We start from the raw sequence: 23,281 nt of genomic DNA on the forward strand, positions 1-23,281 counted from the left end.
ACATTCTTTATATCTTCACACGGATTTTGTTTTTCGCAAATTAATTCAGAATTTGAATTGTCGCTACCTAGACAGTTTCAACAAAATATCATTGATAAAAAATGGGAAACGCTCATGAACAAAGAATTCCAGGGAAACTGGCAATTTCCTGATCAGGAGATCGTTTCTCAAGATGTCCCAGTAAGACTCAAACAGATCTCTTTAAAGATTAAAACGAATTTGCAAAAACCGTCTCTGAGCGACGGTCAAAGCATGTTGGAATTGATGTCTAAGAATATGCAAGCAGAACTGCATATGGGCGAAGTTTCAGTTGATCATATTGTAGAGCGTGAAGTCGGCGGCATCATCGGTCGCTTTCGTGTTCAGGCGCTTTGTAAAGATGTCGTTCTTAATTTGACTCCGGGAAAAGGCTCTTTCTCTGTGGTGATTGCGCCGTCGTTGGAAAACACGCGCGCAGGAACGGAAGTTCAAGCCGTGAATCTTTCTTGGTTGCCGGGAAGTTGGACTTCGCAAGGAATTCAGTGTTCAGGAGTGGAAGGTTTTGCGGATCTTATTAAGCAAGAGATTAATAAAGTCGCCAATGATTCAAAAAGTTTCGTTGAGCCGCAAAAAGAATTATTAAAAAAATACGTCCAAGATTATCTCAAAGATATTCAAATTGATTTTTCAAAACCACGTCAACTCATTGTGGCTCGTCCCGATTTGAGTATCGTGATGAAAGTAGATGAATACAAAGATCTTGGAAATGATGGTGCCAAGATTAAAGGTGTTTTAGAAATTCAATTTCAAAAGTCTGCTGATGCGGATTTCAAAGTTTTAACTTTAGATCCCAAGGCTAATGACGTTAAAACAGACCAGGCACGTTTGCGTCTTCCACAAAACTTTGTCAAAGAAGTTATGCGAAGAGCTTATTCTGCAAACTCTTGGTTGCATCAGGTAACATCGGACAAGCTTCCCGGTTTTTCTACTTTGATGAACTCCCGATTTTCGCAATGGTGGGTCTGGCCGGAACTTATGAACTTCTCAAAGTCAGCGAAGTTCCGCTTTGATGTGTATTCTAATAAAGACGTGGACATTCAAGGTTCAGGTCTTGAATACAAAATGAAGTCGACACTTCTTGCAAAAATGAATGCTCCGATGAGCGGAAATTATATTCCGTTTATGAATTTTTCTATTCCGTTAAATTCAACAGTGCGACTTAAAGTGGAAAGCGGAAAAGCTCAAGCCACATTTGTCGATCCTATTATGGGACTGACGCCGCAATGGGATTCCAGCTACGTGAATAAATATGGAGCCAATAGAAAATTCTCTTCAGGAACCATCCGGGATCGCATCGTGGGCTCTCTTTGGGGGCAGACGGTGAGTGTGGCCGTTCCGAATATTCCTTTAAGCGATGATCTTTCACTGAAAATCAAAAAGGTTCTTGCTCCAGCAAATCAGGATATCGTTCTGCAACTCTCGCCTTAAAAGGATCTAGAAACCGACAGAGTGTACGAGTCATTTTTCTCGTACACTCCTAGCGGTGTATCACTCGGGCCTTGAATAAGGCTCGCCGTGAGCGAAACAAGCCACGCATCAAAGAAGCGGCGGCCTAACGTCACTTCTTCGTAGTTGCTACCGTGAATTTCATCGTAAAGACCCAAAAGAGAAAAATTCCAAACTTCTTTCCAAGTCATTCTTCCGCCTAGCATCCAAGCACGACGGAAGATTTCCGTGTAAGAAAGATTCGAGTCGTTTTCCCGCTGAGAAGAAATAAAAGAATGTTGAAGTATCGCGATTAAAACAGCGTCAGAACCAATATTGAAAGTCTTTTCTAAACCCAAAACATTTTCATGGGTCCACCCAGGAAGATTTTTGTCGTCGCCAAGACTTTGCGTATAGGCCGTCGCATATTTAAATAAAAAATCCCATTGGTTGCTCACGAAAGTAAATCCACCCTGACGAATGCGATAATTTTTGGTGTTAAGAACCACGTCAGGATCGACTTGCACCACGGTCTTTGGTGACACTTGCACAATCGTCCCAGTCACCATGGGTTGAACTAAAGGAAATGAAGCCACCCCTTCAAAATACGTTAAGCCCAAATCAATAAAGCTCCCGCGTCTTTGAATGCGAAGAGCGGCATTGTTATCTAGCGCGTGATCCAAATCCTGCCTTGAGGTGTAACTGTAACGTAATGTTTTCGGTAAAAGTAAAACGATATCGTTATCAGGAGTTTCAGGAACAAACACTTCGCGAGGCAACCAACGGCTTTGCGGGCCTGGCATTGTAGATCCGCGATTTTTGGGAATATAAACGGCTTCTAAATCCCAATTATCGAAAGTGTGAGCATAAACCAAAGAGGTGGCTCCTAATTTGCGACTATGAAGTGGATCAAAATACTGTCTGGAATTGATCACATCCAGCGGGTTGTATCCGTCAGTGACTCCCCAGGTGAAAATATTATTTCCAGCTTTGATCGAAAAGCTTTCCGTCTGATAGCGAACGTAGGCTTCGCTTAAATCAAAAAAATATTTTTCTTCATCGGATTTATTGTTGGGGTCCGCGATAAAAGTAGGTTTTAAATAAAAACGAAAAAAATCTTTGTATTTCCAGTCGTAAATGGGATCAAGTTCCAGTTTGTAGAATTCTTGATTGGTGTCCTCGCCATACACTTCACGGAAATACGTGACATCCAACTTTGTGTCCAAGTGCAAACTCCACTCCGTGTTCGAGCGGGCGGCCAAAGCTTTTGCACTTAAAAGAAAAAATAAAACAAAGAGGACTTTTCTCATACCCTTAAGAACACCATACCCTGATTTAGAAAACCACACGAACTTGCGTGTGAAATATCACTAAGTGGTGGCAAATTTATTCACGTACTCAATGATGGAACTTTTAAACTCTGTAGGAAGTCCAACAAAACGAAGACCCGCATATCCATCATTTCCCACATAGACGACCTCACAAGTGGCCGTGATGGTGACAAATAAATTCGGACTGGTCAGAGTGGATTCGAAACGCTCACCAATTTGCAGGTTGCGCGCATCATTGACACCCAAGCCGCCTTCGCTAATAGAAATCACGCGGCAAGTGAATTCACCTTTGTCGCTTTCACATTTCAAGGTTCCAACGATTGGGACGCGCGGATGGGATCGACGACTGATGCCCAAATCTTCCACAACACGTGGGATGGCATAAACCTCTTTCCAAGAAGAACTGCCTTCAGGGAGAAGATCCACTGCAGAGTAATCTTTAAGGGTCTTAAGATGAGCAATCATATCTGAATACTTCATCGGGCTTTTTTCTTGCCCCTCAATGCGCATTTTCCAAATGCCTTGGGATTCCGCTGACGGAGGTGTGATTTGGAACGCTTCTTTAAGAGATTGTCTCCAGCGCGAAGGAGTCATCCATTCAGATTGACCACGCCCCCAGATCTGCGGTTCCTTTGCAGAATTTAAACGTGCTTCGATCTCTTCATGATCGTAAGGTCCCGTTACTTGACCTTCGCTGAGAATAAACCAAATCTTTGGATGCGCCACGAACGTGCTCCTCGCAGTTGACTCTTGTGTTTTATTACAGCGAAAGGTATATCACTTTGTCTAGGAGAATTAATTCATGAAGTACATTATCGCTGGAACAGATCGCCCTGATTCGAACACTCTGAAAGTTTCAAAATACATCCAAGCCATCTACAAAAACTTGGGTGAAGATGTCGAGATCATGGATCTTAAAGTGATGAAAAAAGATCTTCACGATGACATGCAATACGGAAAAACCAGCGAAAGTTTAAAGCCGTATCTGGAAAAGATCGCAAAGAGCGAAGGTTTGATTGTTGTTTGTCCCGAGTACAATGGCTCTATGCCGGGCGTTCTTAAGTACTTTATCGATCACTGGCGTTATCCCGAGTCTTTTGAATTTCGTCCGGTATGTTTCGTAGGTCTTGGCGGAATGTTTGGTGCTCTTCGCCCAGTGGAACATCTGCAGCAAGTTTTCGGATACAGAAATTCCTTTATCTATCCAGAGCGCGTTTTCATTATGAATGTGCATAAAGTACTAAGTGCTGACGGACAGGTGCAGGACGACATGATTAAGCAGCTTTTGGTCAAACAAGCCGAGGGCTTCCAAAAGTTCACGCAGGCTTTAAGTTCATTTAAGATTGATGCTAACGCGGTTATCGAGCAAAAGAAGCAGCCGTCGGCTCGCGGTTAACCATCTTATCGTGAACGCGGCCCTCAAAATAAATTAATCCTAGGATTAGAAGGGCTGCTAGTAACCATTTAGAACGAAATATCGGTGTCATAGTAGTTCTATGATCTCAAACCGCTCAAAATGAAGGCAACTAAACTTCTTGTAATGAGGGATTGTGCGTCATTTTTAATGAGCACCTACTGACAAGCGTCTGGTTCCGCTCTAGACTCAGGGCTTATTGCGAAAATTTAGACGGGGTTTGTGTCATCGAAAAACCGGGCCATAATAAGAATGCAAATATTTTAATGCTCTCGCTGGGGGCTCTTGGTGTGGTCTTTGGGGACATCGGAACGAGTCCTCTATACGCCCTTCGTGAGTGCTTTGGAGAATACGGTCTCGCACCCACGCCGGAAAACGTGATCGGAATTCTTTCTCTGATTTTCTGGACTCTTATCACCGTGATTTGCATCAAGTACATGGCGTTCGTGATGAGAGCAGACAATAAAGGGGAGGGAGGAATTCTCTCTTTGATGGCTCTTGCTGTTCGCAGTCAGCACAATAAAGACGTCACTCATCGTCGTTGGATCATGACCATCTTAGGACTTTTCGGTGCGGCTCTTTTATACGGAGACGGAATTATCACTCCCGCCGTTTCGGTTTTATCTGCGATGGAAGGTCTCTCTCTTGTCGCGCCCAATTTAGAATCCTTCGTCATTCCTTTAACCATCTTCGTGATGAATGCCCTGTTCTTGATGCAAAAATACGGCACGGGTCGTATTGGTGTGATCTTCGGCCCCATCCTTCTGATCTGGTTCGTTGCCCTCGGGGCTTTAGGCATCAACGGCATGTCTGAAAATCTTCACATCTTTGAAGCTCTTCTTCCGCACCATGCGTTTGAATTCTTCTTCCGCAATGGCTGGCATGGCTTTATCGTTCTTGGTTCTGTGTTCCTAGTCGTAACAGGTGGTGAGGCCCTTTACGCTGACATGGGACACTTTGGAAAAAGACCGATCCGTTTGGCGTGGTTCACAATTGCGCTTCCAGCTTTGACTTTAAATTATTTCGGTCAAGGTGCTTTGCTCCTCAATCATCCGGATGCGGTTTCAAATCCGTTTTACCTTCTCGCTCCAAAGTGGGCGCTTCTTCCGATGGTTATCTTAGCGACGTTAGCTACCGTGATCGCTTCGCAGGCTTTGATCTCGGGCGTATTTTCAATCACTCGCCAGGCCATTCAATTGGGTTTCTGTCCGCGTATTTCAATCATTCACACTTCAAGTCAGGAAATCGGTCAGATCTATGTGCCTGCCGTGAACTGGGCTCTTTTTGCGGGTGTTATCTGGCTTGTCTTAACATTTAAAACTTCCAGCAACTTGGCGGCAGCTTACGGTATCGCCGTGACGGGAACAATGGTCATCACGACAGTTCTTGCTTACGAAGTCGCCCGACAAAAATGGAATTGGAGCCTCCTAAAAGCTTCTTCTATCTTTGGCGCTTTCTTGATTATGGACATGGCTTTCTTCGGAGCCAATGCTCGTAAGATCACACACGGTGGCTGGGTGCCGCTCGTGATTGGTGCAATCATTTATCTTTTGATGACGACATGGCAAAAAGGCCGTCAGGTTTTATTCCGCCGTTTGAAAGAACGCTCCATGCCGATTGAAGAGTTCTGTCAGAAAATTTTGCGTGAGCCGCCTCTGCGCGCTCCAGGAACGGCGATCTATATGACCGGAGATCCTTGGGGTGTGCCAGTGCCGTTGCTTCACAATTTAAAACACAACAAGGTTCTGCATCAGCGTGTGGCGATTCTTACGATTCAAACGCGCGAAGTTCCTTTTGTGACGAAAAAAGATCGCATCTCCATTCAGGAAGTCATTCCGAATATGTACCGCATTCTTGCGTACTACGGATTTATGGAGACGCCGAAGATGAAACACATTCTTGAGGCGTGCCGACAAAAAGACATTAATTTCAACGTGCACGATACGACTTTTGTGTTAGGCCGTGAAACAATCATCGCCGATAAAGGCCCGAACAACAGTGATGAACCGGGGATGTCGCATTGGCGCGAGCGTCTTTTTGCCGTGATGTCGAAAAATGCGCAAAGACCAACGGCGTTCTTCCGTATTCCTCCGAATCAAGTGATTGAAGTGGGTATTCAAGTTGAAATCTAAGACGTCAAAAGGCGAGTGATATCGTCTTTTGATCGCATCGCATCTTCAAAACCAAGCTCAATCAATTGCCCGCAATAAGCCGGATCAAATAAAAGAAAACTGGCGACTTCGGTGGTCTCTTGAAGAGATCCAAAGCCACGCAAAAGATAGCGAATCATTCCCGGCAAACGTCGCACGTGGTGAGACGCAATTTCGGAAATATCCCGCGATGGCGAAATCCATAAATATTCAATAGAACGAACTGAAAGATTGCGTCTTTCGTTTTCAGAGAGCTTTGCGATATTCGCATTGATGCGATCCAGTCTTTCAATGTCAATCTCAAGACCATCCATCATCAAGGTGTGCAAAAGGACGCTCACAACACGTCCCACGGACGGAGGCTTGTTTTCATTGAGATGGCGAGAAGTAAAGCAGACATCTTGTCGCTTTCTGACTCCGATGGCGATAAGTTTGTTTGCCCCCATAAAAATCGCAGGCCCGCAGGGCGACTGATTGCGAATACTGCCATCGCCAAAATGACGGTCGCCAATTTGAATAGGTGGAAACAGCAGTGGAATCGCCGCAGAAGCCAGAACATGATCAATCTTGATATCACTTCTTTCAGATTGTCTTCGCACTCTTTGCCACATCGGAATTTCATTTCCACCTTGAATAAAAGTCACCGTAGAGGTGGAGAAATATTCCAAAGCGGAAACCGCAACGGCTTTAAATTTTCCATCATGAATATTTTTTTGTATGTTTTCAAAATGACAATTATCGTGAACAAGTTTTTTAAGAGGACTCGGATCTAAAAGAGATTTTCGCGGCGTTGGCTTCATCAATCCCCCCAAAGAAAGATCGGCAATCCATTGCAAGCCACCAACGGAAAGTGAAACTGGATCTGTGATGTAAACTTGCTCCGAGTTGACACGACTCCAAAGATCCGCAAGTTTTTTACTACCCTCTGCGATATGACAACCTTCGGTCGCAGCGAGCATCGCTGTATTAATGGCACCGGCACTGATTCCGGTGTAGTACGTAAATGGATGGGCGATTCCCAGATCATCACAGATATCTGCAATGGCGACCATCGCGCCCGCTTGATAAGCCGCGCGCGCTCCGCCACCAGATAAGACAAGACTTAGGGACGACATCTTCTTTCACCCCCTTGTTAAAACACTAATATGTTCGTGTTCTTTTTAACAGTGATTTCTAGACTTGTAGAAAAATACAAAGGGGAGATAATGAAGATGAAACGAAGCCACAATAATCATTCACTCGATTATTGATTCCATTGAAGGAAAACCTGCTTCGTCAAAGGGAGCCCGAGCGGCTCTCTTCTATTTTATCCCCTTTCTTCTTTCGTTGGTTCTCGGTTGCTTTCAAAGTTGGTTATGTACTTACCCGCTGCGTGAGACTCGCGCGTCCGGCGCTCGCCGGCCTGGAATACCGCATCCTGCGGGGCCGGAGGTCTCACTCCGCAGGTAAGTACATAACCAACTTTGAAAGACGACGTCCACGTAAGGAGGGGGACAAAAGAGCTTTCGCCTTTTGTTTGATTCTTTTGATCGGTTTGTTTTTAGTTTTTTTGTTTCTTTGGTCTTGGTGATGAAAGCTTTTTGAGAGTGGTTTATGGATCTAAGTTTAATTCTTTTTGTCAAAAGTTGATCTTGTTAATCAATTGCGAAATAGTTTGTTTGTTCATGGATGTAACTTTTGAAGGAGAGTTTTACGATGATGAAGTTTGTTTTGGGTGCTCTTGTTTTGGTGGTGGCTGGTTCTGTTCATGCTGCTGATGTTTATAAGATTGATGCTAAGGCTAGTTCTGTGGCTTGGAAGGGGTCTAAGAAGATGGGGAGTTCTCATCATGGTGGGATCTCTGTTAAGGATGGGGATGTTACTTTCAATAAAGGGCAATTGACGGGTGGTAATGTTGTTATTGATATGACGACTGTGACTAATGATGATTTGAAAGACAGTCCTGACTATCAGAAGAAACTTGTTGGTCATCTTTCTAGTGATGATTTCTTTAGCGTCACAAAATTCCCTACGGCTTCTTTTAAGATCACTAATGTGACTGCGAAGTCTAAGACAGAAGCTGTTGTAAAAGGTGAATTGACGATGATCGGTAAAACAAATCCTATCGAATTCCCTGTGAAGTTTACTGTTGATAAGGGAATTGCCACTGGTGAAGCTCTTGTGAAAATTGATCGTACGAAGTGGGGTCTTAAATATGGTTCTGGCAACTTCTTTAAAGAACTTGCTGGTGACAAGATCATCAACGACGAGTTTGAATTGAATTTGAAACTTGTTGCTAAGAAATAGTTTTTTCTTTCAATGAAAACGAAAGGCGCTGACTCCCGGCGCCTTTTTTATTTTGTGCATCTGTTTTCTCTCTTAGAATTAATGTCGAAAGTCTGTTCGAACTTTTCCCAAAAATGTCTTTTTTCTTTGTTATCTCTTTAAATGAGTTTGTCTCAAGATGAGATTCATTTGTAGTCTCGAGTGCTTAACCGTGTTCTTCCTCTGGCGAAGGCTTTGCATTTCACTTCGTTGAATGAGGAGTGCCCTATGAAAAACTTTAAATTTTTATTTATCGCTCTGCTTGCTACAGCTGCTATGACAATGAGTGCTTGTGCTAAAAAGGACTCTGAGTTTGCGGCTCGTTACGCGAAAAATAAAATGGGCGCCAGTGTGGCTGACGGAGCCAAAACCCAGGAAGCCGGTGAGCGCGCTGAAGCTCAAGGTCTTTTGGCTGACGTTGTAGATATTCAAAGATACTTCACTCCCGAAGGACAACCGGGTCCTCGCGTGGTGATGGCAAAGATTCTCATTAATAATCAAGAGATGCCCGTGACGACTCATCACTGGGGAACTGAGACTGTTGAAGGGCGTGTCGATGTCGCAGGCTTTACTGTTGTATTTCATGCGATGTGCGGAACTGTCGACTGCCAACCTTATTACGCTGCCATGGAAATCTATAAAAACAATCAAATGGTCATTCAAGAAGGTGTCAGAAAGTATTTCGACGAAAGAGCGGCTGATGGAGATCGCTATCAATGGTTCACTCCAGAGAAAGCTTTACCATTGATGGGCTCAGACTCCATGGATCCGCGCGGTATGGTGGGGTTCTTGAACTCCAGCGGGAATTCGACAAGCTCTGGAATTAAATAAATGATTTAAATTTTATAACTGACGGGAAGGAGAGTTGCGTTGACTCTCCTTTTCTTTTTTTATCTCTTCATCTAAAACTTCCGCTAAATGTGTGTGACGAGTCTTCACAAGTTTATCGACTTTGACTAAATAGCCCGCCAGGTGATGAAAGAGCTTTTCGATTTCCGCATCCGTTTCCAAGCGTCCTTCCTCTTCTTTGATTTCTTCAATCAGGCGATCGACGATAAAGAGAGCCGCATTTAATGAGACCCCTACATCATGAAGAAAGTCGCGTTCCTGATAAAGCTGACTGTGCGGGTCAATCATAAGGACCTCCTCAAAACAGTATTCGGAGACCTCAGAACCAGTGCAACTTGTAGATTTGCACGTCCGGAAGCCGGCCGGAGAAGGTGAATAATTTTCATCAGCGATTGTGATTTCCACAGAACAACTTCTTTATCCCATATGTCCGCATTGAAATAAATGACGCCAAAACGCCTTTAAATCGAATATAACCGCGGAACATTTTAGGATTTCGTTAAGAAATGGTGTTGAAACGGGACCAAAGTCATGGCACCTTACTTGCTCATTAGGGATCGGTGGCTCCAAATTGGGACCAAGTTGACCCTTTTCGGAACTGAAGGTATTCAGGTCTCCGAAATGATGGAACGTATTTGAATTTGAATTTGAATTGAAGAAACTTAAATAGTTTAAGGAAAACATAAATAAATAACCACGAAGGAAAGGGAAACCAGTGAAAAAACAAGTTCTAATGTCACTGATTTTGGCGGGATCAATGGTTACTGTAGCGGCTCACGCTGAAGAGCAAGCTCAAAACCAAAGCTCAAACACAAGCACTATTAAAGTGACTGATGTTCAAAACAAAGATGAGCAAAGAAAAGACATCGACGAAGAGATCACGAATGCTCGTATGAGAGCACAATTGGGTTCTAAGTCTAAATGGTCTTTCAAATCTGCTCTTGCTTACAACGGTGGATCTGTTCAAAAACCATTCGAAAGAATCCGTCCTAACTACCGTGCATCTGCTTCTGCAGAAGCTTTGACAACTCTTTCTGGTTCTATCGGTATCAACTACCGTATGAATGACAGAGACAGCCTTTCTTTGAGCACTGGTGTTGCGATGAGAAATCCATTCCACGATGAAACTGGCCGTTCTGACTTTGCGGATCCTCGTAAAGCTAAAGCTGGTAAAAAGGTTGACCGTTACTACGTAAGCAACCCATCTGTTGACTGGAGCCGCGCTTATAAAGCTGCTGGCCTTCAAATGATCAGCTCTGCTGGTTACACTCACGTGACTGACCCAGATTCAATCCAAAATACAGCAGCTCTTGGCTCTATCAGCTTGGATCAAACTGTTTTGGCTGACTTCGGTACTTCTAATTGGTCCGGTGGTTTGGCATTCTCTTTCTACTACTCACTTTACAGCGCTGATACTCCAGATATCGGTGTTCAAAACGGTTGGCAGCAAGATGACTACGGCTATGGTATCTACCCATTTGCTGAGTACTCTTTCAACGACACCTACTCTTTCAGAACTGTATTCGGTTACTTCGAAGCTGTTCACTACAAAGATGGTCAACCAGGTGCATTGCCTGCTGGTCAAGTTGAGTCACAAACACCTTACCAATCTATGGGCGTAGGTATCTCTGTAACTCGTGACATCTACTTGTATCCAAACGTTCAGTTCACTCCGCTTGATATCAGAGCTGACAGAACAAACGTTGCATTGTCTACGAACATCAACTTGTTCTAATCTGCAGATACAAATGCAAATTCAAAAACCCACAGTTAAAAGCTGTGGGTTTTTTATTATTTTTCTTACAAACACTTATTCATTTATTTACTGTCCTTATCAAAACTCTTATAAACTAGCAAAAGTTTGGAGTTCAAAATGAAGGTGTTGTGCTTTTTGGCGCTTATTATCCTCCGTTGTCGGAGCAATTAAATAACGGCATTGAATATCGCTATGATAATGAAGATCGAGTTTCGGAAATTTTGATTGGTGGTATCTCAGCAACTTCTTACAAATATGGAGCTCAAGAGTCCAGATTGTTTGAAGTTAAAAATAGTCATGCTACAGTTGGAATTGCTTACGCCGTGAATGAAAATAAGAAACCGACGAACTTAATAAGCTCTCTGGTAACTTCCGATGGCGTTAGAATAAACTATTCATATCTTTGGAAGTTGCCAGTGGCTGTGGATACGCAAGGCCCTGTATCATCTTCTCTACGTTATAAATATAATGCAGATGCGACCTTGGCCAGTATTGATGTAGCAGGGGCGGATGGAAAGCTTTTTTCATATGCTCTTGGCTATGATCTCGACGGTCTTCCGATAAAAGTAGGAAGTATTTCTTTCGCCTTGGATACAGTTGGGCGAGTTCAAGGCTCATCTCATGGCGTAATTAAAGGACAAACGCAATACAACTTAAATGGATATGTCGTTAGCGATGCTTATTCAGTAAATGGAAAGACCATTGCAAATTTAACCTATTCTAGAGATCCTCTCGGAAGAATTTCGACAACAGTCTCATCATATCCATCTCAAAAATTGAATTATAGCTACGATAAATTAGGAAGACTAGTTGCAGTTCAAAGTAGCAACGGCATTCGCGAATACTCCTACGATGATAATGGCAATCGCTTAAGCTTTAAGTCTGGGTCGGTTGCTATTAAAGGCGAATACGATGATCAAGATCGTTTAATTTTCTATGGTCAGAATAAGTACACTTATTCTAAATTCGGAAATCTCGCAAAAGTTGAAGAATATGTTTCACCGTCGCAACAACCAAGAATCACCGAGTACGACTATGACTCCATGGGAAATCTTCGCGCTGTAAAGTTACCTGACGGACGTTTAATCGAATACATTATCGACGGCCAAAATCGCCGAATTGGGAAAAAAATAAACGGAAAACTTGTTCAAGGATTTATATTTCAATCTCAATATCAAATCGCTGCCGAAACCGACGGATCTGGCAAAATCATCCGACGTTTTGTATACGGATCAAAACTCAATATTCCTGATTATGTTGTAACTGGGGGCAAAGAGTATCGTATTATCTCCGACCAAGTCGGAACACCGAAAGTAATTGTCGAAGCGGCAACAGGAAAAATCATTGAGTCATTAAATTATGACGAGTTCGGTGTTTCTTTAAATGGAAAACATAGCGCTTATCTTCCTTTTGGTTTTGCGGGCGGAGTAAATGATAGCGACACCGGGTTAGTACGCTTTGGCGCTCGTGATTACTCTCCTATCGTTGGAAGGTGGACAAATAAAGATCCTATCGGATTTAATGGCGGAGATACGAATTTGTATGGGTATGTTGCCAATAACCCTGTGAGCTATATTGACCCAACTGGGAATTGTCCTTGGTGTATAGGCGCGGTTGTAGGCGGTGTGGCCTCCGGAGTGTCAGCTTATTTAGCTGGCGGTGACGTGAAAACAATCGCGGTTTCTGCTGCGGTGGGAGCTGTTGCTGGAGCCGCATCCATGGGGGTAAGTGCATTCACCTCATCAGCGACAGCTGCAATTGCTGCGAATGCGGTAATTGGGGGTAGCGCTAGTGTAGTAAATCAGATCGCAACAGGGACCTCGCTTAGCGCCCTGAATTATTCCCAGATTGGTATAGGTGCTCTGGCTGGTGGAATTGGAGCAGGCGTCGGATTGGGGGTTGGAACAGCCGCATTTTACGGTACGCCGGTCATTGGGCGAAGCATCGGGCTTGGTCTTGCACGAACCAATGAATTCTGGGCATCGCTACTAACTGGTACTGCAATTGGAACAACTATTGAGGGAGTCGGCGCTTGCAGGTAGAGTCATATTAATGAGTACGAAAGACATAACTATAGTAGTCGTCTTAATATTGGCTTGTATCTTCGGATTCAAGCCAATATTAAATACTTTCAAAATTGTCTTAAATGACAGGAATAATCCCAAGTCCACGCCTGGAATGCGCAGATTTGTTCTTTTTTGGTTAGGCCTTGGGCTGTTCTGTTGCGCTTTTTTGTTGTTTGCTTTGGCCTACTCTGTTGGGGCGCGACTTGGATGGCTCCCGGATTTCAAACTATAGCGTGCCAAAAATATTCGGCAAATTTGATAAAGTCATTTATGATAACGGCAACCGTTTAAGTTTTAAATCTGGTTCGGTTGCTATTAAAGGCGAATACGATGATCAAGATCGTTTAATTTCCTATGGTCAGAATAAATACGTCTATTCTAAATTCGGAAATCTCTCCAAAGTTGAAGAATACGTTTCACCGTCGCAACAACCAAGAATCACTGAGTACGAATATGATTCTGTGGGAAATCTTCGCGCCGTAAAGCTGCCTGACGGACGTTTAATTGAATATGTTATCGACGGCCAAAATCGCCGAATTGGTAAAAAGATAAACGGAAAACTTATTCAGGGATTTATATTTCAATCTCAATATCAAATCGATGCCGAAACCGATGGAGCTGGCAAAATCATTCGCCGTTTCGTGTACGGATCAAAATTCAATACTCCTGATTATGTTGTAACTGGGGGCAAAGAGTATCGTATTATCTCCGACCAAGTCGGAACACCGAAAGTAATTGTCGAAGCGGCAACAGGAAAAATCGTTGAGTCATTAAATTATGACGAGTTCGGTATTTCATTAGATGGAAAACATAGCGCTTATCTTCCTTTTGGTTTCGCTGGCGGAGTAAATGATCGAGATACAGGATTAGTACGTTTTGGTGCTCGTGATTATGATCCATCTATTGGGCGTTGGACGAACAAAGATCCGATTCTTTTCAGAGGTGGGGATGCGAATCTTTATGGATACGTTGTCAATGATCCCATCAACTTAATCGACCCAAGTGGTCTTTATTGGTTTCGCCAAGATTGGCAAACTCCGGGCGCTGTTGGGCGGCCCGGTACGATCGTGCCGCCAGGGGGTATAATAAGCGAAGCCATTGAGAGGTATATACCTGCGGGTTATACATTTGGCCAAAGTCATGACACGTTTGTAGATTGGGCGACCTCAAAAGGAGTGCCCGACTGGCTAGCCAATATTCCTTCAATGATCCCGGCATATGTGTATTCTATAGGTCTGGAAATTAACCGTACCCAAGGATTAGCTAGCCAACCGGAGCCTATATGCAAATGATGAAAAAAATAAACCTCATAATGATTGTGTTTTTCCTCTTCAGTAGGAGTTACGCAGAAGATCTTAAGGCAGGGCAAAAGTATAAAATCATTAAACCAGTTTATTTGATGGGTGTGTATAACAGTCATAATAATAAAACACTTAGCAAAGACACAGCGAAGGCATATCTTCATGCGGAAAAGTACGTAGAAAAATCCTTCGTAGCATTTCAAACGGAAGTGCCAGTAGGAACTGTTATGACCATTATTGGTCCAGCTTCCAAGGCTTGGTATTTATTCTTTCAAGGCGATAAATACTTTATTAAGTTAGAGCCAGACTTGTCGCAGGGACTTGAGATCGAAGTTCAACTTGATAGAGGAATTGAAGGTAGTTTGGATGGACTGAATCCAGAAATATTTAGTCGGAGTGAAGAATAAATTTATCGCACAGTTGATGCGAGAGAATTTCCGTTGGCTCCGACGTTGCAGGTCCGTAATTTTAATGAAAGAAATTTGCAATGAACGTAGTTTACATTTTTCTCCTTTTTATTACGATTATATCGTTTTCTTTTCTTATCCCGGCTGCGCTCGAGGTAAGAAGCCTTTCTAGGAAAGCCAATACTCAATTGAAAGTAGGTGAGCCTAACGCAAATCTTGTAGCGTCATCCAGGCTTCGAATGAGATTTAGAGTTTTTTTATGTATAGGAATAATTGACCTTATTGTGCTTTTTATCACGTGCTAAAGGTTCCGAAAACTCGTTGATACCGCTAATGCTTTGCAAGCATTAGCACAGATAAACTCTATAAACCCGCAGTCGCCGAGTGAGGCAAAAGCGGAAGAGGATCAATCGGTCCTCGGTCTTTGCGGATTTCGAAGTGCAGGTGAACGCCGGTAGCTCTTCCGGTGCGGCCCATGGCGCCGATCACTTCGCCTTGGCGGACTTTTTGTCCTTCTGCTACTAAGATCTTATCAAAGTGCGCATAGAGAGTCGCCCAGCCGTCACCAGACTCCACCAGAACCATTTTTCCGTAACCACGGAACTCACGACCTGCATAGATCACAGTACCGCCTTGGGCTGCCAAAATAGGCGTGCCTTTAGGAGCTGCTAGATCAATCCCTAAATGAGGACGCTTTTTATTGGGTAAGAATCCACGAGTCATGCGCGCGCGATCCACCGGCCAGTCAAACGTCAACTGTTGCTGAATATAGGGGCTTTGGTCTGAGGCGGCGTTGCGCGGGGAGTTTGGTGGCTGATTTCCCGCCGCAAAATATTCGCGAGACAAAGGTGTATGAAAAGTAGTGCAGGAACCTAATGTTCCTACAACGACAATGCTTCCTGCAAAACTAACGAGCTGCTTCCATCCTGGTGACATGCTTTGAGTATACTTAATAAGTCCTTGGATCCAAAGCAATATTTTGAAAATAGCCCGGTGTATTTCTTAAAAAATCTCAAGAAGAGATTACTTATTAAGCATTAATAAATGGGGAAGTGTTTGCAAAGTTGCTTCACATCTTCATGGATCTTCGCTTTCATCGCAACATCCTCTGGATTATTGAGAACTTGCGCGATCCATTTTGCAATTTGCTTCATCTCTGTTGTGCCCATTCCTCTTGTGGTCAAAGCCGGGGTTCCAATACGAACACCACTTGTGACAAACGGTGAGCGTTTTTCATTTGGCACTGTGTTTTTATTCACAGTGATTCCCGCTTCATCCAAAGAAGCTTCCGCAAGCTTGCCTGTGATTTCGCGATCGCTTAAATCCACAAGGATTAAGTGATTGTCTGTTCCACCAGTCACAAGTTTGAAACCTAAAGAAAGCATTTCATCAGCTAACACTTTTGCATTCTGAATCACTTGTTCACTGTATTTTTTAAATTCTGGTTTCAATGCTTCACCGAAGGCCACAGCTTTACCCGCGATCACATGCTCAAGTGGTCCCCCTTGAATGCCAGGGAAGATGCGCGAATTCATTGTCTTCGCTTTTTCTTCAGAGTTCGTCAGGATCATGCCACCACGAGGACCACGCAAAGTTTTGTGTGTTGTTGTCGTGATATAATCAGCATAAGGAACTGGAGACGGGTGGTGCCCTGTCGCTACAAGACCTGCAAAGTGCGCCATGTCCACTAGCAACTGTGCGCCCACTTCATCAGCGATTTCTTTAAATTTCGCAAAATCCAAAGTGCGTGGATAAGCACTGTAACCAGCGATGATTAATTTCGGTTGAACTTCTTTTGCCGTCGCACGGATTGTATCATAATTGATGCGTCCTGTTTCCGCGTCCAACTTGTAAGAAGCGGCTTTAAACAAAAGACCACTGAAATTCACAGGAGAACCGTGAGTCAAGTGACCACCATGAGAAAGATCCATTCCAAGAATCGTGTCGCCAGACTTACAAGCCGCTAAGTAAACCGCCATGTTGGCTTGAGAGCCTGAGTGAGGTTGAACGTTGGCAAAGCCCACTCCGAAAAGTTTTTTTGCGCGCTCAATAGCTAAAGATTCGACTGTGTCGACATTCACGCAACCGCCGTAATAGCGTTTGCCAGGATAACCTTCTGCATACTTGTTTGTCAGAATAGAGCCTTGCGCTTCCATCACGGCACGTGACGTGTAGTTTTCTGAAGCGATCATTTCTAGACCGAATTGTTGGCGCTCAGATTCTTTTTGAATCGCAGATAAAACTTCAGGATCTACTTGAGCTAAAGACAATGACGTTGAATGCATAGGGATCTCCATTAGATAATCTGTCTAAAGTATCCCTCGTACAGGCGAAAATTAAAAGCCTCAACAACCAGTGTCGCTAGAGAGTTTATCAACACGACGTTGGTGGCGGCCGCCTTCAAATTTGGATTGAAGGAATACTTTAATCATTTTGATTGCTAAATCGGGCGCAGTAAAACGAGCACTTAAAACTAAAATGTTCGCATTATTATGTTCACGTGAAAGACGAGCAATATCCTCATTCCAGCAAAGCGCAGCACGCACTTGTGGATAACGATTTGCACGAATAGCCATACCTTGGCCTGAGCCACAGATGAGGATTCCCATTGCGGGTCCTTCTAAAGAGTCTGCGATTTTGTTTTTGTGATTTTCAAGTTCTGCTTGAACAATGTTTTTGCAAACTTGATCGGCATAGTCAGGGTAATCTACAGAGTCTCCATTGTGGGTTCCCACATCTTTCCAGGAAAGTTCCGGGAAGGCTGCCATCACTTTAAGTTTTAAATCCAACCCAGCGTGATCACAACCTGTGTAAACTACCATGTTTCACCTATTTCAGTTTTGAGAAAATCATGCAGGCGTTTGTGCCGCCGAATCCAAAACTGTTATTAAGAACGTTGTCGATTTTTCCTTCACGAGCTTTGTTAGGAACGTAATCCAAATCACAGTCTTCGCTAGGATTTTCCAAATTGATTGTTGGAGGCACTTTTTGATCGCGAATGGCCATCACACAGAAAGCCGACTCAATTGCACCAGCGGCACCCAACGCGTGTCCCGTCATGGACTTCGTACTAGAAACCCATACTTTCTTCGCGTGATCGCCCATAAGACGTTTGATCGCAGCTGTCTCAAGGCCGTCTCCCACAGGAGTGCTTGTGCCGTGAGCATTGATGTATTGAATTTCAGATGCCTGCAATCCAGAGTCTTTCACAGCCGCAGCCATGGCTCTGTATCCACCTTCTCCTTCTGGAGCTGGGGACGTCATGTGGTAAGCGTCTGAAGAAACGCCATAGCCTGTGATCTCACAAAGAATTTTAGCGCCGCGTTTTTCCGCGTGCTCAAGAGACTCAATGCAAAGAACCGCAGCACCTTCACCAAGAACAAAACCATCACGGTCTTTATCCCAAGGACGGCTGGCTTTTTCGGGAGCGTCGTTGCGAGTAGAAAGGGCTCGCATCGCTGCGAATCCTCCAACAGCAAGTCCGCACACCGTGCTCTCAGCGCCACCAGCGAGCATCACATCCGTCAAACCTTCGCGAATATAGCGAACGGCATCACCAATAGAGTGCACACCCGAAGCACACGCTGAGGTCACAGAGTAGTTAGGACCTTTAAGTCCCAACTCGATAGAAACTTGTCCCGCTGCCAAGTTTGTGATGACAGAAGGAATAAAGAAAGGACTGATGCGACCAGGACCTTTCTCTTTCATTTTGATTGATGTTTCTTCGAGGGTTTGGAGACCTCCGATGCCCACACCAATAATAACTCCCGCTTGATTTTTCACATCCTCTGTCAGTTCTAGTTTGGCCATTTCCACAGCCATCTTAGAAGCAGCGATAGAGTAGTGAATAAACAAATCCATCTTCTTTTGCTCTTTTTTCTCAATGTAAAGATCAGGGTTAAAGCCCTTCACTTCACCGGCAAAAGTCACATCAAAGCCTGTTGTGTCGAATTTTGTGATCTTCGCGATACCAGATTGGCCACGAAGTGCAGCAGTCCAGCTGTCCTCAATGTTGTTACCAAGGGGAGTGACTGCGCCCACTCCAGTGACGACAACTCTTCTTTGTGGTTTTGATGGACGTTCAAATCGGGAGTTCATAAAAAATTAAGCTTTTCCTTTTTTCTCAAGGTAAGAAGCTACGTCTTGAACAGTCTTAAGCTTTTCAGCGTCTTCGTCTGGAATTTCAAGATCGAATTCTTCTTCCATTGCCATCACAAGTTCAACGATATCAAGGCTGTCAGCGCCAAGATCGTCGATGAAAGAAGCCTCAGGCTTAACTTTATCTGGATCTACGCCTAATTGCTCAACGATGATGTCTTTTACTTTTGGATGAATTGCCATTTGTCCTCCTAATATGCGTTCATCTAATTTAATCTTCAAGTCTAGTAAGCTCATTGCGAGTAAAGTCGAAATTAGAACTTTATTCTGCAAAAAACTTTTAATTCATATGCATTCCGCCATTCACATCCAGCGTGTGGCCTGTGATGTATTTAGATTCATCACTCAAAAGGAAACGCACCGCTTGCGCCACGTCGTTGCCTTCGCCGATTTTTGCCAGAGGAATGCGTTCCATCATTTTTGCTTTTACGTCTTCTGAAAGAATGTCTGTCATTTCAGTGCCGATAAAACCTGGAGCAACGTTATTCACGCGCACGTTGCGAGAAGCCAGTTCCAACGCCACAGACTTCGCGAAAGCAATTGTTCCTGCTTTCGAAGCTGCGTAGTTGGCTTGTCCTGCGTTTCCAGTTTCGCCGATGATAGAAGTAATATTAACAATCGAACCTTTGCGCGCTTTCATCATTGGTTTTGTGAAAGCTTTTGTTACTAAGAATGTTCCGCGAAGGTTTGTGTTGATAACAGAATCAAAGTCTTCCGCTTTCATGCGCAGAAGAAGTTGGTCTTTTGTGATGCCGGCATTGTTCACAACGCCGTCCACTTCAGGCCATTTTTCAAGGATGTGCTCAACAGCTTCATTTACAGAAGTTTCGTTGGCGATATCCATTTTGATGTAGAAGTGACCTTCACCCGTTAAAGAGTGAGCGACTTGTTGAGCAGCTTCTTCGCGAGAGGAATAAGTGAAAGCAACTTGCGCGCCTTCTTCAGCTAAAAGCTTTACGATGGCAGCGCCGATACCGCGGCTTCCGCCAGTGACAACAATTTTCTTTCCTTGAAGCGATTTTCCGCTCATGTGCAAAATCCTTTTTCTGCGCAACCTTGTGTTGTTTTCAGCACACTCTGACTGAACTCCGAGCAAAGCTCAAGAAATTTCAATGACTCGAAGCTTTCAAAAATTCTTCAATAGTTTTAATATCTTCCATGCTTGTTGTAGTCATGACTTTGAAGAAATCACCGTCGATCTTTTTAAGCAGACCTTGAAGCACTTTTCCAGCGCCACATTCGATCACATTGGCGTGACCCATGGCTTTTAAAACTTCCATGCTTTGAGTCCAACGAACCGGAGCCGAAACCTGACGGATCAAGTTTTCACGCAAAACAGAACCTTCTGTTTCCGCTTTTGCGTGGAAGTTTTGAATGACCGGGAAGGCTGCTGTTTTAAATTCCATCGCGGTCAAGACCATGCGCATTTTGTCTTCGGCAGGTTTCATCATTTCACAATGGAAAGGCGCTGAAACCGTGAGTGGGATCAGCTTTGCGCGTTTTGGAGCTTCCGTGAAGATCACTTCTGGTTTGAAATTGTCTTTCAACCAGTTGATCGCTTTTTGTGAACCAGAAATAACAATCTGTCCTGGAGAATTAAAATTCGCCGGAGACAAAGGACCAAAACCGGAATTCTTCACAACGTAATTGCAAAGAGTTTCAACTTGATCGGGCTCTAATCCAAGAACCGCCACCATTCCGCCTTGTCCGACAGGAACAGCTGATTGCATCGCTTGACCACGAGTGCGAACCGCTCTCATCGCTTCATCAAAGCGGATCACGTCAGCAGCAACAAGAGCTGCATATTCACCAATGGAGTGACCCGCAGCTGCAACAGCTTTAACACCGAAATCGTGGCGTAAAACTTTTTGTGTTGCTGTAGAAACAAGAAGAAGAGCCGGTTGAGTGTTTTCAGTCAGAGCAAGATCTGCTTCAGAACCTTCGAAGCAGAGTTTTTTCATGTCTTGCTTTAGCGCCTCAGAACCTTCTTCGAAGATTTCTTGAGCGATTTTGAAGTTATCAAATAAAAAACGGCCCATACCAGGTTGCTGGCTGCCTTGTCCGGGGAATGCCAATGTAAACATGCTTTAGTACCTCAAAAGAATACTGCCAGAAGTCAGACCAGCTCCAAATGCTGTGAGCAAAATTGTCTGTCCTCTTTTGATTTTTCCATTTTTGACGGCCCAGTCGAAGGCCACAGGTATAGAAGCTGCCGATGTGTTACCAGTTTCCTGAAGGTACACAATCACACGCTCCATTGGAAATTTAAACTGATCAGCCACAGCTTCAATAATGCGCTTGTTGGCTTGATGAGGAACAATCCAGTCCACGCTTTCAGGTGAGACTTGATTGTGTTCAAGGGCTTCTTTGCAACAAAGAGCCATTGTGCGAACCGCGTTTTTGAAAATCTCACGGCCACGCATAGAAACATAATTCAACTTATTGTCGATGACATATTGAGATTGTGGCATCGCACTTCCGCCACCTGGCAGAGTGAGAAGATCCGCAAGATCTCCATCGGCATGAAGATGTGTGCTTTCAACAACATTTTTGTCGCCATCTTGAGCGCGGGACAAAACCCACGCACCGGCGGCGTCACCGAACAAAATGCAAGTTTCACGATCTTGGTAATTGACGAAACGATGAAGAACTTCAGCGCCGACAACAAGAACATTCTTATACATTCCTGTGCGGATGAATTGATCAGCGATAGAAACACCGTAGATAAAACCAGAGCAAGCGGCATTCAAATCAAACGCAACGATGTTGCGGCAACCAAGCTTGCTTTGCAGATAACATGCTGTCGACGGCATCTGGCGGTCGCCAGAAACAGTGCCAACAACAATCATATCGATGTCTTCGGGTTTTAATCCTGCGTCTTCAAGAGCTCTGCGAGAAGCCTGAAGGCAAAGGTCCGATGTGGCTTCACCTTCAGCTGCGATATGGCGGCGTTCGATCCCAGTTCTTTCAACAATCCACTGATCGCTCGTCTCTACCATTTTTTCGAGATCTTGGTTCGTGAGAACCTTCTCTGGTAGATACGAGCCTATCCCTGCTACACGAGACCGAAACATTCCTGCCATGGAGTCAACCGTTCTGTAAGAGATTACTTAGCTGCGCTGATTTGTTTGCCTTTGTAGTACAAAGCACCGTCAGCACCTTTGTGTGCACGGTGTGGACGAGTCAATTCGCCAGTCTTTTTTTCTACAGATACTGCTGGAGTAGACAAACCGTCATGTGAACGGCGCATATCACGTTTAGCACGAGATGTTTTCTTCTTAGGAGTTGGCATTTCAAACCTCTTTTTGAGTCATTTATAATCGAAGCACGTTAATTTAACCAAAGAATGATAAAAATCAACCCTTTAATTGGGGTTAGTTGATTTTGATATTCTTTAAAACAGCGAAAGGATTCTGAGGCTTATCCTCAGGCATCTGCTCGTCGTAGCTAAAGCTGCGTCCTTTCACAGGAATCTTGCAAATTGAGCAGTCGCCATTTTCATCTTCAGGGCCTGCTGGATTAAAAGGCGCAGCAAGAGCGACGACCTCATGAAGGTATTCCCCAATATCAAACAAATTTCCCTCATATTCAGAGACGTCAGGGCCGTTCTCTGGAAGGTCACTCACATGGTTGACCTTGGAATATTTACTGCCGCGAGGGTGATCTTGTTTCGGGATCAGGAATTCATGGAACTTTGTATCCACAGGGAATGCGAAATCAATCCCACAACGAGCGCATTGCTCAGGAAGCTTGGTTTTCATTGTTCCGACAAGTTCAAAGTCTCTGGAATTCAACGGTTTAATAAAAAACTCAGCTTCGTGGGGAGTTTTCCCAATCAGATCCGCTAAAACGGAGTTGAGCTCTGCTGTCTGTGAATTCCAGTGATACGCTCGGCCTTCTTCGGGAATTTCAGTTAGATTGATTTTCATAAAAAACTCCTAAACACCCCACTAAGGACCTTAAATAGAGTGATATATGTGGGGGAGATCGTTTTAGTTTAAATGGGGCGGTTGGTCAAGGTCTGTTTTGGTCGGGGCTCCCTTGTGACAGCCTCTAGAGGGAGTAGTCTTGGGCTGGAAGC

At 44.1% G+C, this 23,281-nt stretch carries 23 protein-coding genes; 9 read left to right on the forward strand and 14 right to left on the reverse strand.

Annotated features, from left to right (window positions below; translation table 11 throughout):
* Positions 1-114: 114 nt before the first annotated feature.
* Entirely contained in the window at positions 115-1,467 is a 1,353-nt protein-coding gene (locus AAAA78_RS09340; protein WP_340591686.1) for a hypothetical protein, read from the forward strand.
* On the opposite strand, the gene AAAA78_RS09345 is transcribed toward AAAA78_RS09340, so the two are convergent.
* Both AAAA78_RS09345 and AAAA78_RS09350 read right to left on the reverse strand, forming a co-directional pair.
* On the reverse strand, positions 1,464-2,774 hold the full coding sequence (locus AAAA78_RS09345) for a hypothetical protein (RefSeq protein WP_340591687.1): 1,311 nt from the start codon (positions 2,772-2,774) through the stop codon (positions 1,464-1,466). The genes AAAA78_RS09340 and AAAA78_RS09345 overlap by 4 nt on opposite strands.
* A 60-nt stretch (positions 2,775-2,834) precedes the next feature.
* Positions 2,835-3,521 (reverse strand): PilZ domain-containing protein, encoded by a 687-nt coding sequence (locus AAAA78_RS09350; protein ID WP_340591689.1) that lies wholly within the window; start codon positions 3,519-3,521, stop codon positions 2,835-2,837.
* 76 nt (positions 3,522-3,597) lie between these two features.
* On the opposite strand from AAAA78_RS09350, the gene AAAA78_RS09355 reads away from it, so the two are divergent.
* Entirely contained in the window at positions 3,598-4,191 is a 594-nt protein-coding gene (locus AAAA78_RS09355; protein WP_340591691.1) for an NADPH-dependent FMN reductase, read from the forward strand.
* A gap of 284 nt (positions 4,192-4,475) precedes the next feature.
* Entirely contained in the window at positions 4,476-6,341 is a 1,866-nt protein-coding gene (locus AAAA78_RS09360; protein ID WP_340591693.1) for a potassium transporter Kup, read from the forward strand.
* Here AAAA78_RS09360 and AAAA78_RS09365 read toward each other — a convergent pair.
* Positions 6,338-7,474, reverse strand: a complete 1,137-nt coding sequence (locus AAAA78_RS09365) for a patatin-like phospholipase family protein (protein ID WP_340591695.1) — start codon at positions 7,472-7,474, stop codon at positions 6,338-6,340. The two genes, AAAA78_RS09360 and AAAA78_RS09365, sit on opposite strands and share 4 nt — an antisense overlap.
* Before the next feature lie 580 nt (positions 7,475-8,054).
* On the opposite strand from AAAA78_RS09365, the gene AAAA78_RS09370 reads away from it, so the two are divergent.
* Together AAAA78_RS09370 and AAAA78_RS09375 are read left to right on the forward strand one after the other, a co-directional pair.
* The gene (locus AAAA78_RS09370; protein WP_340591696.1) at positions 8,055-8,645 is read left to right on the forward strand and encodes a YceI family protein; all 591 of its coding nucleotides are present in this window, start codon (positions 8,055-8,057) and stop codon (positions 8,643-8,645) included.
* 246 nt (positions 8,646-8,891) lie between these two features.
* The gene (locus AAAA78_RS09375; protein ID WP_340591699.1) at positions 8,892-9,494 is read left to right on the forward strand and encodes a hypothetical protein; all 603 of its coding nucleotides are present in this window, start codon (positions 8,892-8,894) and stop codon (positions 9,492-9,494) included.
* Between the two features lie 12 nt (positions 9,495-9,506).
* Here AAAA78_RS09375 and AAAA78_RS09380 read toward each other — a convergent pair whose 3' ends face one another.
* Positions 9,507-9,800 carry a hypothetical protein gene (locus AAAA78_RS09380; protein ID WP_340591700.1) on the reverse strand — a complete coding sequence of 98 codons (294 nt, stop codon included), beginning with the start codon at positions 9,798-9,800 and terminating at the stop codon, positions 9,507-9,509.
* A gap of 445 nt (positions 9,801-10,245) precedes the next feature.
* Here AAAA78_RS09380 and AAAA78_RS09385 point away from each other — a divergent pair, with 445 nt between their 5' ends.
* The 4 genes from AAAA78_RS09385 to AAAA78_RS09400 all read left to right on the forward strand — a co-directional run bounded on the left by AAAA78_RS09385 (position 10,246) and on the right by AAAA78_RS09400 (position 15,042).
* Positions 10,246-11,247, forward strand: a complete 1,002-nt coding sequence (locus AAAA78_RS09385) for a hypothetical protein (protein ID WP_340591701.1) — start codon at positions 10,246-10,248, stop codon at positions 11,245-11,247.
* A gap of 149 nt (positions 11,248-11,396) precedes the next feature.
* Positions 11,397-13,310, forward strand: a complete 1,914-nt coding sequence (locus tag AAAA78_RS09390; RefSeq protein WP_340591702.1) for an RHS repeat domain-containing protein — start codon at positions 11,397-11,399, stop codon at positions 13,308-13,310.
* A 227-nt stretch (positions 13,311-13,537) separates the two neighbouring features.
* The gene (locus tag AAAA78_RS09395; RefSeq protein WP_340591703.1) at positions 13,538-14,626 is read left to right on the forward strand and encodes an RHS repeat domain-containing protein; all 1,089 of its coding nucleotides are present in this window, start codon (positions 13,538-13,540) and stop codon (positions 14,624-14,626) included.
* Positions 14,617-15,042 (forward strand): hypothetical protein, encoded by a 426-nt coding sequence (locus tag AAAA78_RS09400; RefSeq protein WP_340591705.1) that lies wholly within the window; start codon positions 14,617-14,619, stop codon positions 15,040-15,042. Before AAAA78_RS09395 ends, AAAA78_RS09400 begins: the two co-directional genes overlap by 10 nt.
* 363 nt (positions 15,043-15,405) lie before the next feature.
* Here the strand turns inward: AAAA78_RS09400 and AAAA78_RS09405 are convergent, their stop codons facing one another.
* The 10 genes from AAAA78_RS09405 to AAAA78_RS09450 form a co-directional block, all read right to left on the reverse strand.
* Positions 15,406-15,978, reverse strand: coding sequence for a M23 family metallopeptidase (locus AAAA78_RS09405; protein ID WP_340591706.1), 573 nt, complete (start codon positions 15,976-15,978; stop codon positions 15,406-15,408).
* Between the two features lie 101 nt (positions 15,979-16,079).
* Positions 16,080-17,327: a serine hydroxymethyltransferase gene (glyA, locus tag AAAA78_RS09410; RefSeq protein WP_340591708.1), complete on the reverse strand. Its 1,248-nt coding sequence runs from the start codon at positions 17,325-17,327 to the stop codon at positions 16,080-16,082.
* 60 nt (positions 17,328-17,387) lie between these two features.
* On the reverse strand, positions 17,388-17,864 hold the full coding sequence (locus AAAA78_RS09415; protein ID WP_340591710.1) for an RpiB/LacA/LacB family sugar-phosphate isomerase: 477 nt from the start codon (positions 17,862-17,864) through the stop codon (positions 17,388-17,390).
* 7 nt (positions 17,865-17,871) lie between these two features.
* Positions 17,872-19,140, reverse strand: coding sequence for a beta-ketoacyl-ACP synthase II (gene fabF, locus AAAA78_RS09420; RefSeq protein ID WP_340591712.1), 1,269 nt, complete (start codon positions 19,138-19,140; stop codon positions 17,872-17,874).
* 6 nt (positions 19,141-19,146) lie between these two features.
* A complete protein-coding gene (gene acpP / locus AAAA78_RS09425) occupies positions 19,147-19,383 on the reverse strand; it encodes an acyl carrier protein (RefSeq protein ID WP_041871683.1) in 237 nt (78 codons plus the stop codon).
* Between the two features lie 97 nt (positions 19,384-19,480).
* Entirely contained in the window at positions 19,481-20,230 is a 750-nt protein-coding gene (fabG, locus tag AAAA78_RS09430; protein WP_340591716.1) for a 3-oxoacyl-[acyl-carrier-protein] reductase, read from the reverse strand.
* Between the two features lie 79 nt (positions 20,231-20,309).
* Positions 20,310-21,284, reverse strand: coding sequence for an ACP S-malonyltransferase (gene fabD, locus AAAA78_RS09435; RefSeq protein ID WP_340591717.1), 975 nt, complete (start codon positions 21,282-21,284; stop codon positions 20,310-20,312).
* 3 nt (positions 21,285-21,287) lie between these two features.
* Positions 21,288-22,274 (reverse strand): beta-ketoacyl-ACP synthase III, encoded by a 987-nt coding sequence (locus AAAA78_RS09440; protein WP_340591719.1) that lies wholly within the window; start codon positions 22,272-22,274, stop codon positions 21,288-21,290.
* A 32-nt stretch (positions 22,275-22,306) separates the two neighbouring features.
* The gene (gene rpmF / locus AAAA78_RS09445; protein WP_295906120.1) at positions 22,307-22,492 is read right to left on the reverse strand and encodes a 50S ribosomal protein L32; all 186 of its coding nucleotides are present in this window, start codon (positions 22,490-22,492) and stop codon (positions 22,307-22,309) included.
* Positions 22,493-22,574: 82 nt separating this feature from the next.
* Complete coding sequence (locus AAAA78_RS09450; RefSeq protein WP_295906123.1) at positions 22,575-23,129, reverse strand: YceD family protein; 555 nt, start codon at positions 23,127-23,129, stop codon at positions 22,575-22,577.
* Positions 23,130-23,281: the final 152 nt, after the last annotated feature.

This window comes from Bdellovibrio sp. BCCA, assembly GCF_037996825.1.
Taxonomy (GTDB): Bacteria; Bdellovibrionota; Bdellovibrionia; order Bdellovibrionales; family Bdellovibrionaceae; genus Bdellovibrio.

What these genes read in the sequence shown, in the direction of transcription:
- AAAA78_RS09385 (WP_340591701.1), top strand. Translation starts at nt 10,246, where the DNA reads ATGTCACTGATTTTGGCGGGATCAATGGTTACTGTAGCGGCTCACGCT.
- fabG (WP_340591716.1), bottom strand. Translation starts at nt 20,230, where the DNA reads ATGAGCGGAAAATCGCTTCAAGGAAAGAAAATTGTTGTCACTGGCGGA.
- AAAA78_RS09380 (WP_340591700.1), bottom strand. Translation starts at nt 9,800, where the DNA reads ATGATTGACCCGCACAGTCAGCTTTATCAGGAACGCGACTTTCTTCAT.
- AAAA78_RS09405 (WP_340591706.1), bottom strand. Translation starts at nt 15,978, where the DNA reads ATGTCACCAGGATGGAAGCAGCTCGTTAGTTTTGCAGGAAGCATTGTC.
- acpP (WP_041871683.1), bottom strand. Translation starts at nt 19,383, where the DNA reads ATGGCAATTCATCCAAAAGTAAAAGACATCATCGTTGAGCAATTAGGC.
- AAAA78_RS09450 (WP_295906123.1), bottom strand. Translation starts at nt 23,129, where the DNA reads ATGAAAATCAATCTAACTGAAATTCCCGAAGAAGGCCGAGCGTATCAC.
- fabD (WP_340591717.1), bottom strand. Translation starts at nt 21,284, where the DNA reads ATGTTTACATTGGCATTCCCCGGACAAGGCAGCCAGCAACCTGGTATG.
- AAAA78_RS09355 (WP_340591691.1), top strand. Translation starts at nt 3,598, where the DNA reads ATGAAGTACATTATCGCTGGAACAGATCGCCCTGATTCGAACACTCTG.
- AAAA78_RS09400 (WP_340591705.1), top strand. Translation starts at nt 14,617, where the DNA reads ATGCAAATGATGAAAAAAATAAACCTCATAATGATTGTGTTTTTCCTC.
- glyA (WP_340591708.1), bottom strand. Translation starts at nt 17,327, where the DNA reads ATGCATTCAACGTCATTGTCTTTAGCTCAAGTAGATCCTGAAGTTTTA.
- AAAA78_RS09375 (WP_340591699.1), top strand. Translation starts at nt 8,892, where the DNA reads ATGAAAAACTTTAAATTTTTATTTATCGCTCTGCTTGCTACAGCTGCT.
- AAAA78_RS09440 (WP_340591719.1), bottom strand. Translation starts at nt 22,274, where the DNA reads ATGTTTCGGTCTCGTGTAGCAGGGATAGGCTCGTATCTACCAGAGAAG.
- AAAA78_RS09360 (WP_340591693.1), top strand. Translation starts at nt 4,476, where the DNA reads ATGCTCTCGCTGGGGGCTCTTGGTGTGGTCTTTGGGGACATCGGAACG.
- fabF (WP_340591712.1), bottom strand. Translation starts at nt 19,140, where the DNA reads ATGAACTCCCGATTTGAACGTCCATCAAAACCACAAAGAAGAGTTGTC.
- AAAA78_RS09345 (WP_340591687.1), bottom strand. Translation starts at nt 2,774, where the DNA reads ATGAGAAAAGTCCTCTTTGTTTTATTTTTTCTTTTAAGTGCAAAAGCT.
- AAAA78_RS09365 (WP_340591695.1), bottom strand. Translation starts at nt 7,474, where the DNA reads ATGTCGTCCCTAAGTCTTGTCTTATCTGGTGGCGGAGCGCGCGCGGCT.
- AAAA78_RS09370 (WP_340591696.1), top strand. Translation starts at nt 8,055, where the DNA reads ATGATGAAGTTTGTTTTGGGTGCTCTTGTTTTGGTGGTGGCTGGTTCT.
- AAAA78_RS09415 (WP_340591710.1), bottom strand. Translation starts at nt 17,864, where the DNA reads ATGGTAGTTTACACAGGTTGTGATCACGCTGGGTTGGATTTAAAACTT.
- rpmF (WP_295906120.1), bottom strand. Translation starts at nt 22,492, where the DNA reads ATGCCAACTCCTAAGAAGAAAACATCTCGTGCTAAACGTGATATGCGC.
- AAAA78_RS09340 (WP_340591686.1), top strand. Translation starts at nt 115, where the DNA reads ATGAACAAAGAATTCCAGGGAAACTGGCAATTTCCTGATCAGGAGATC.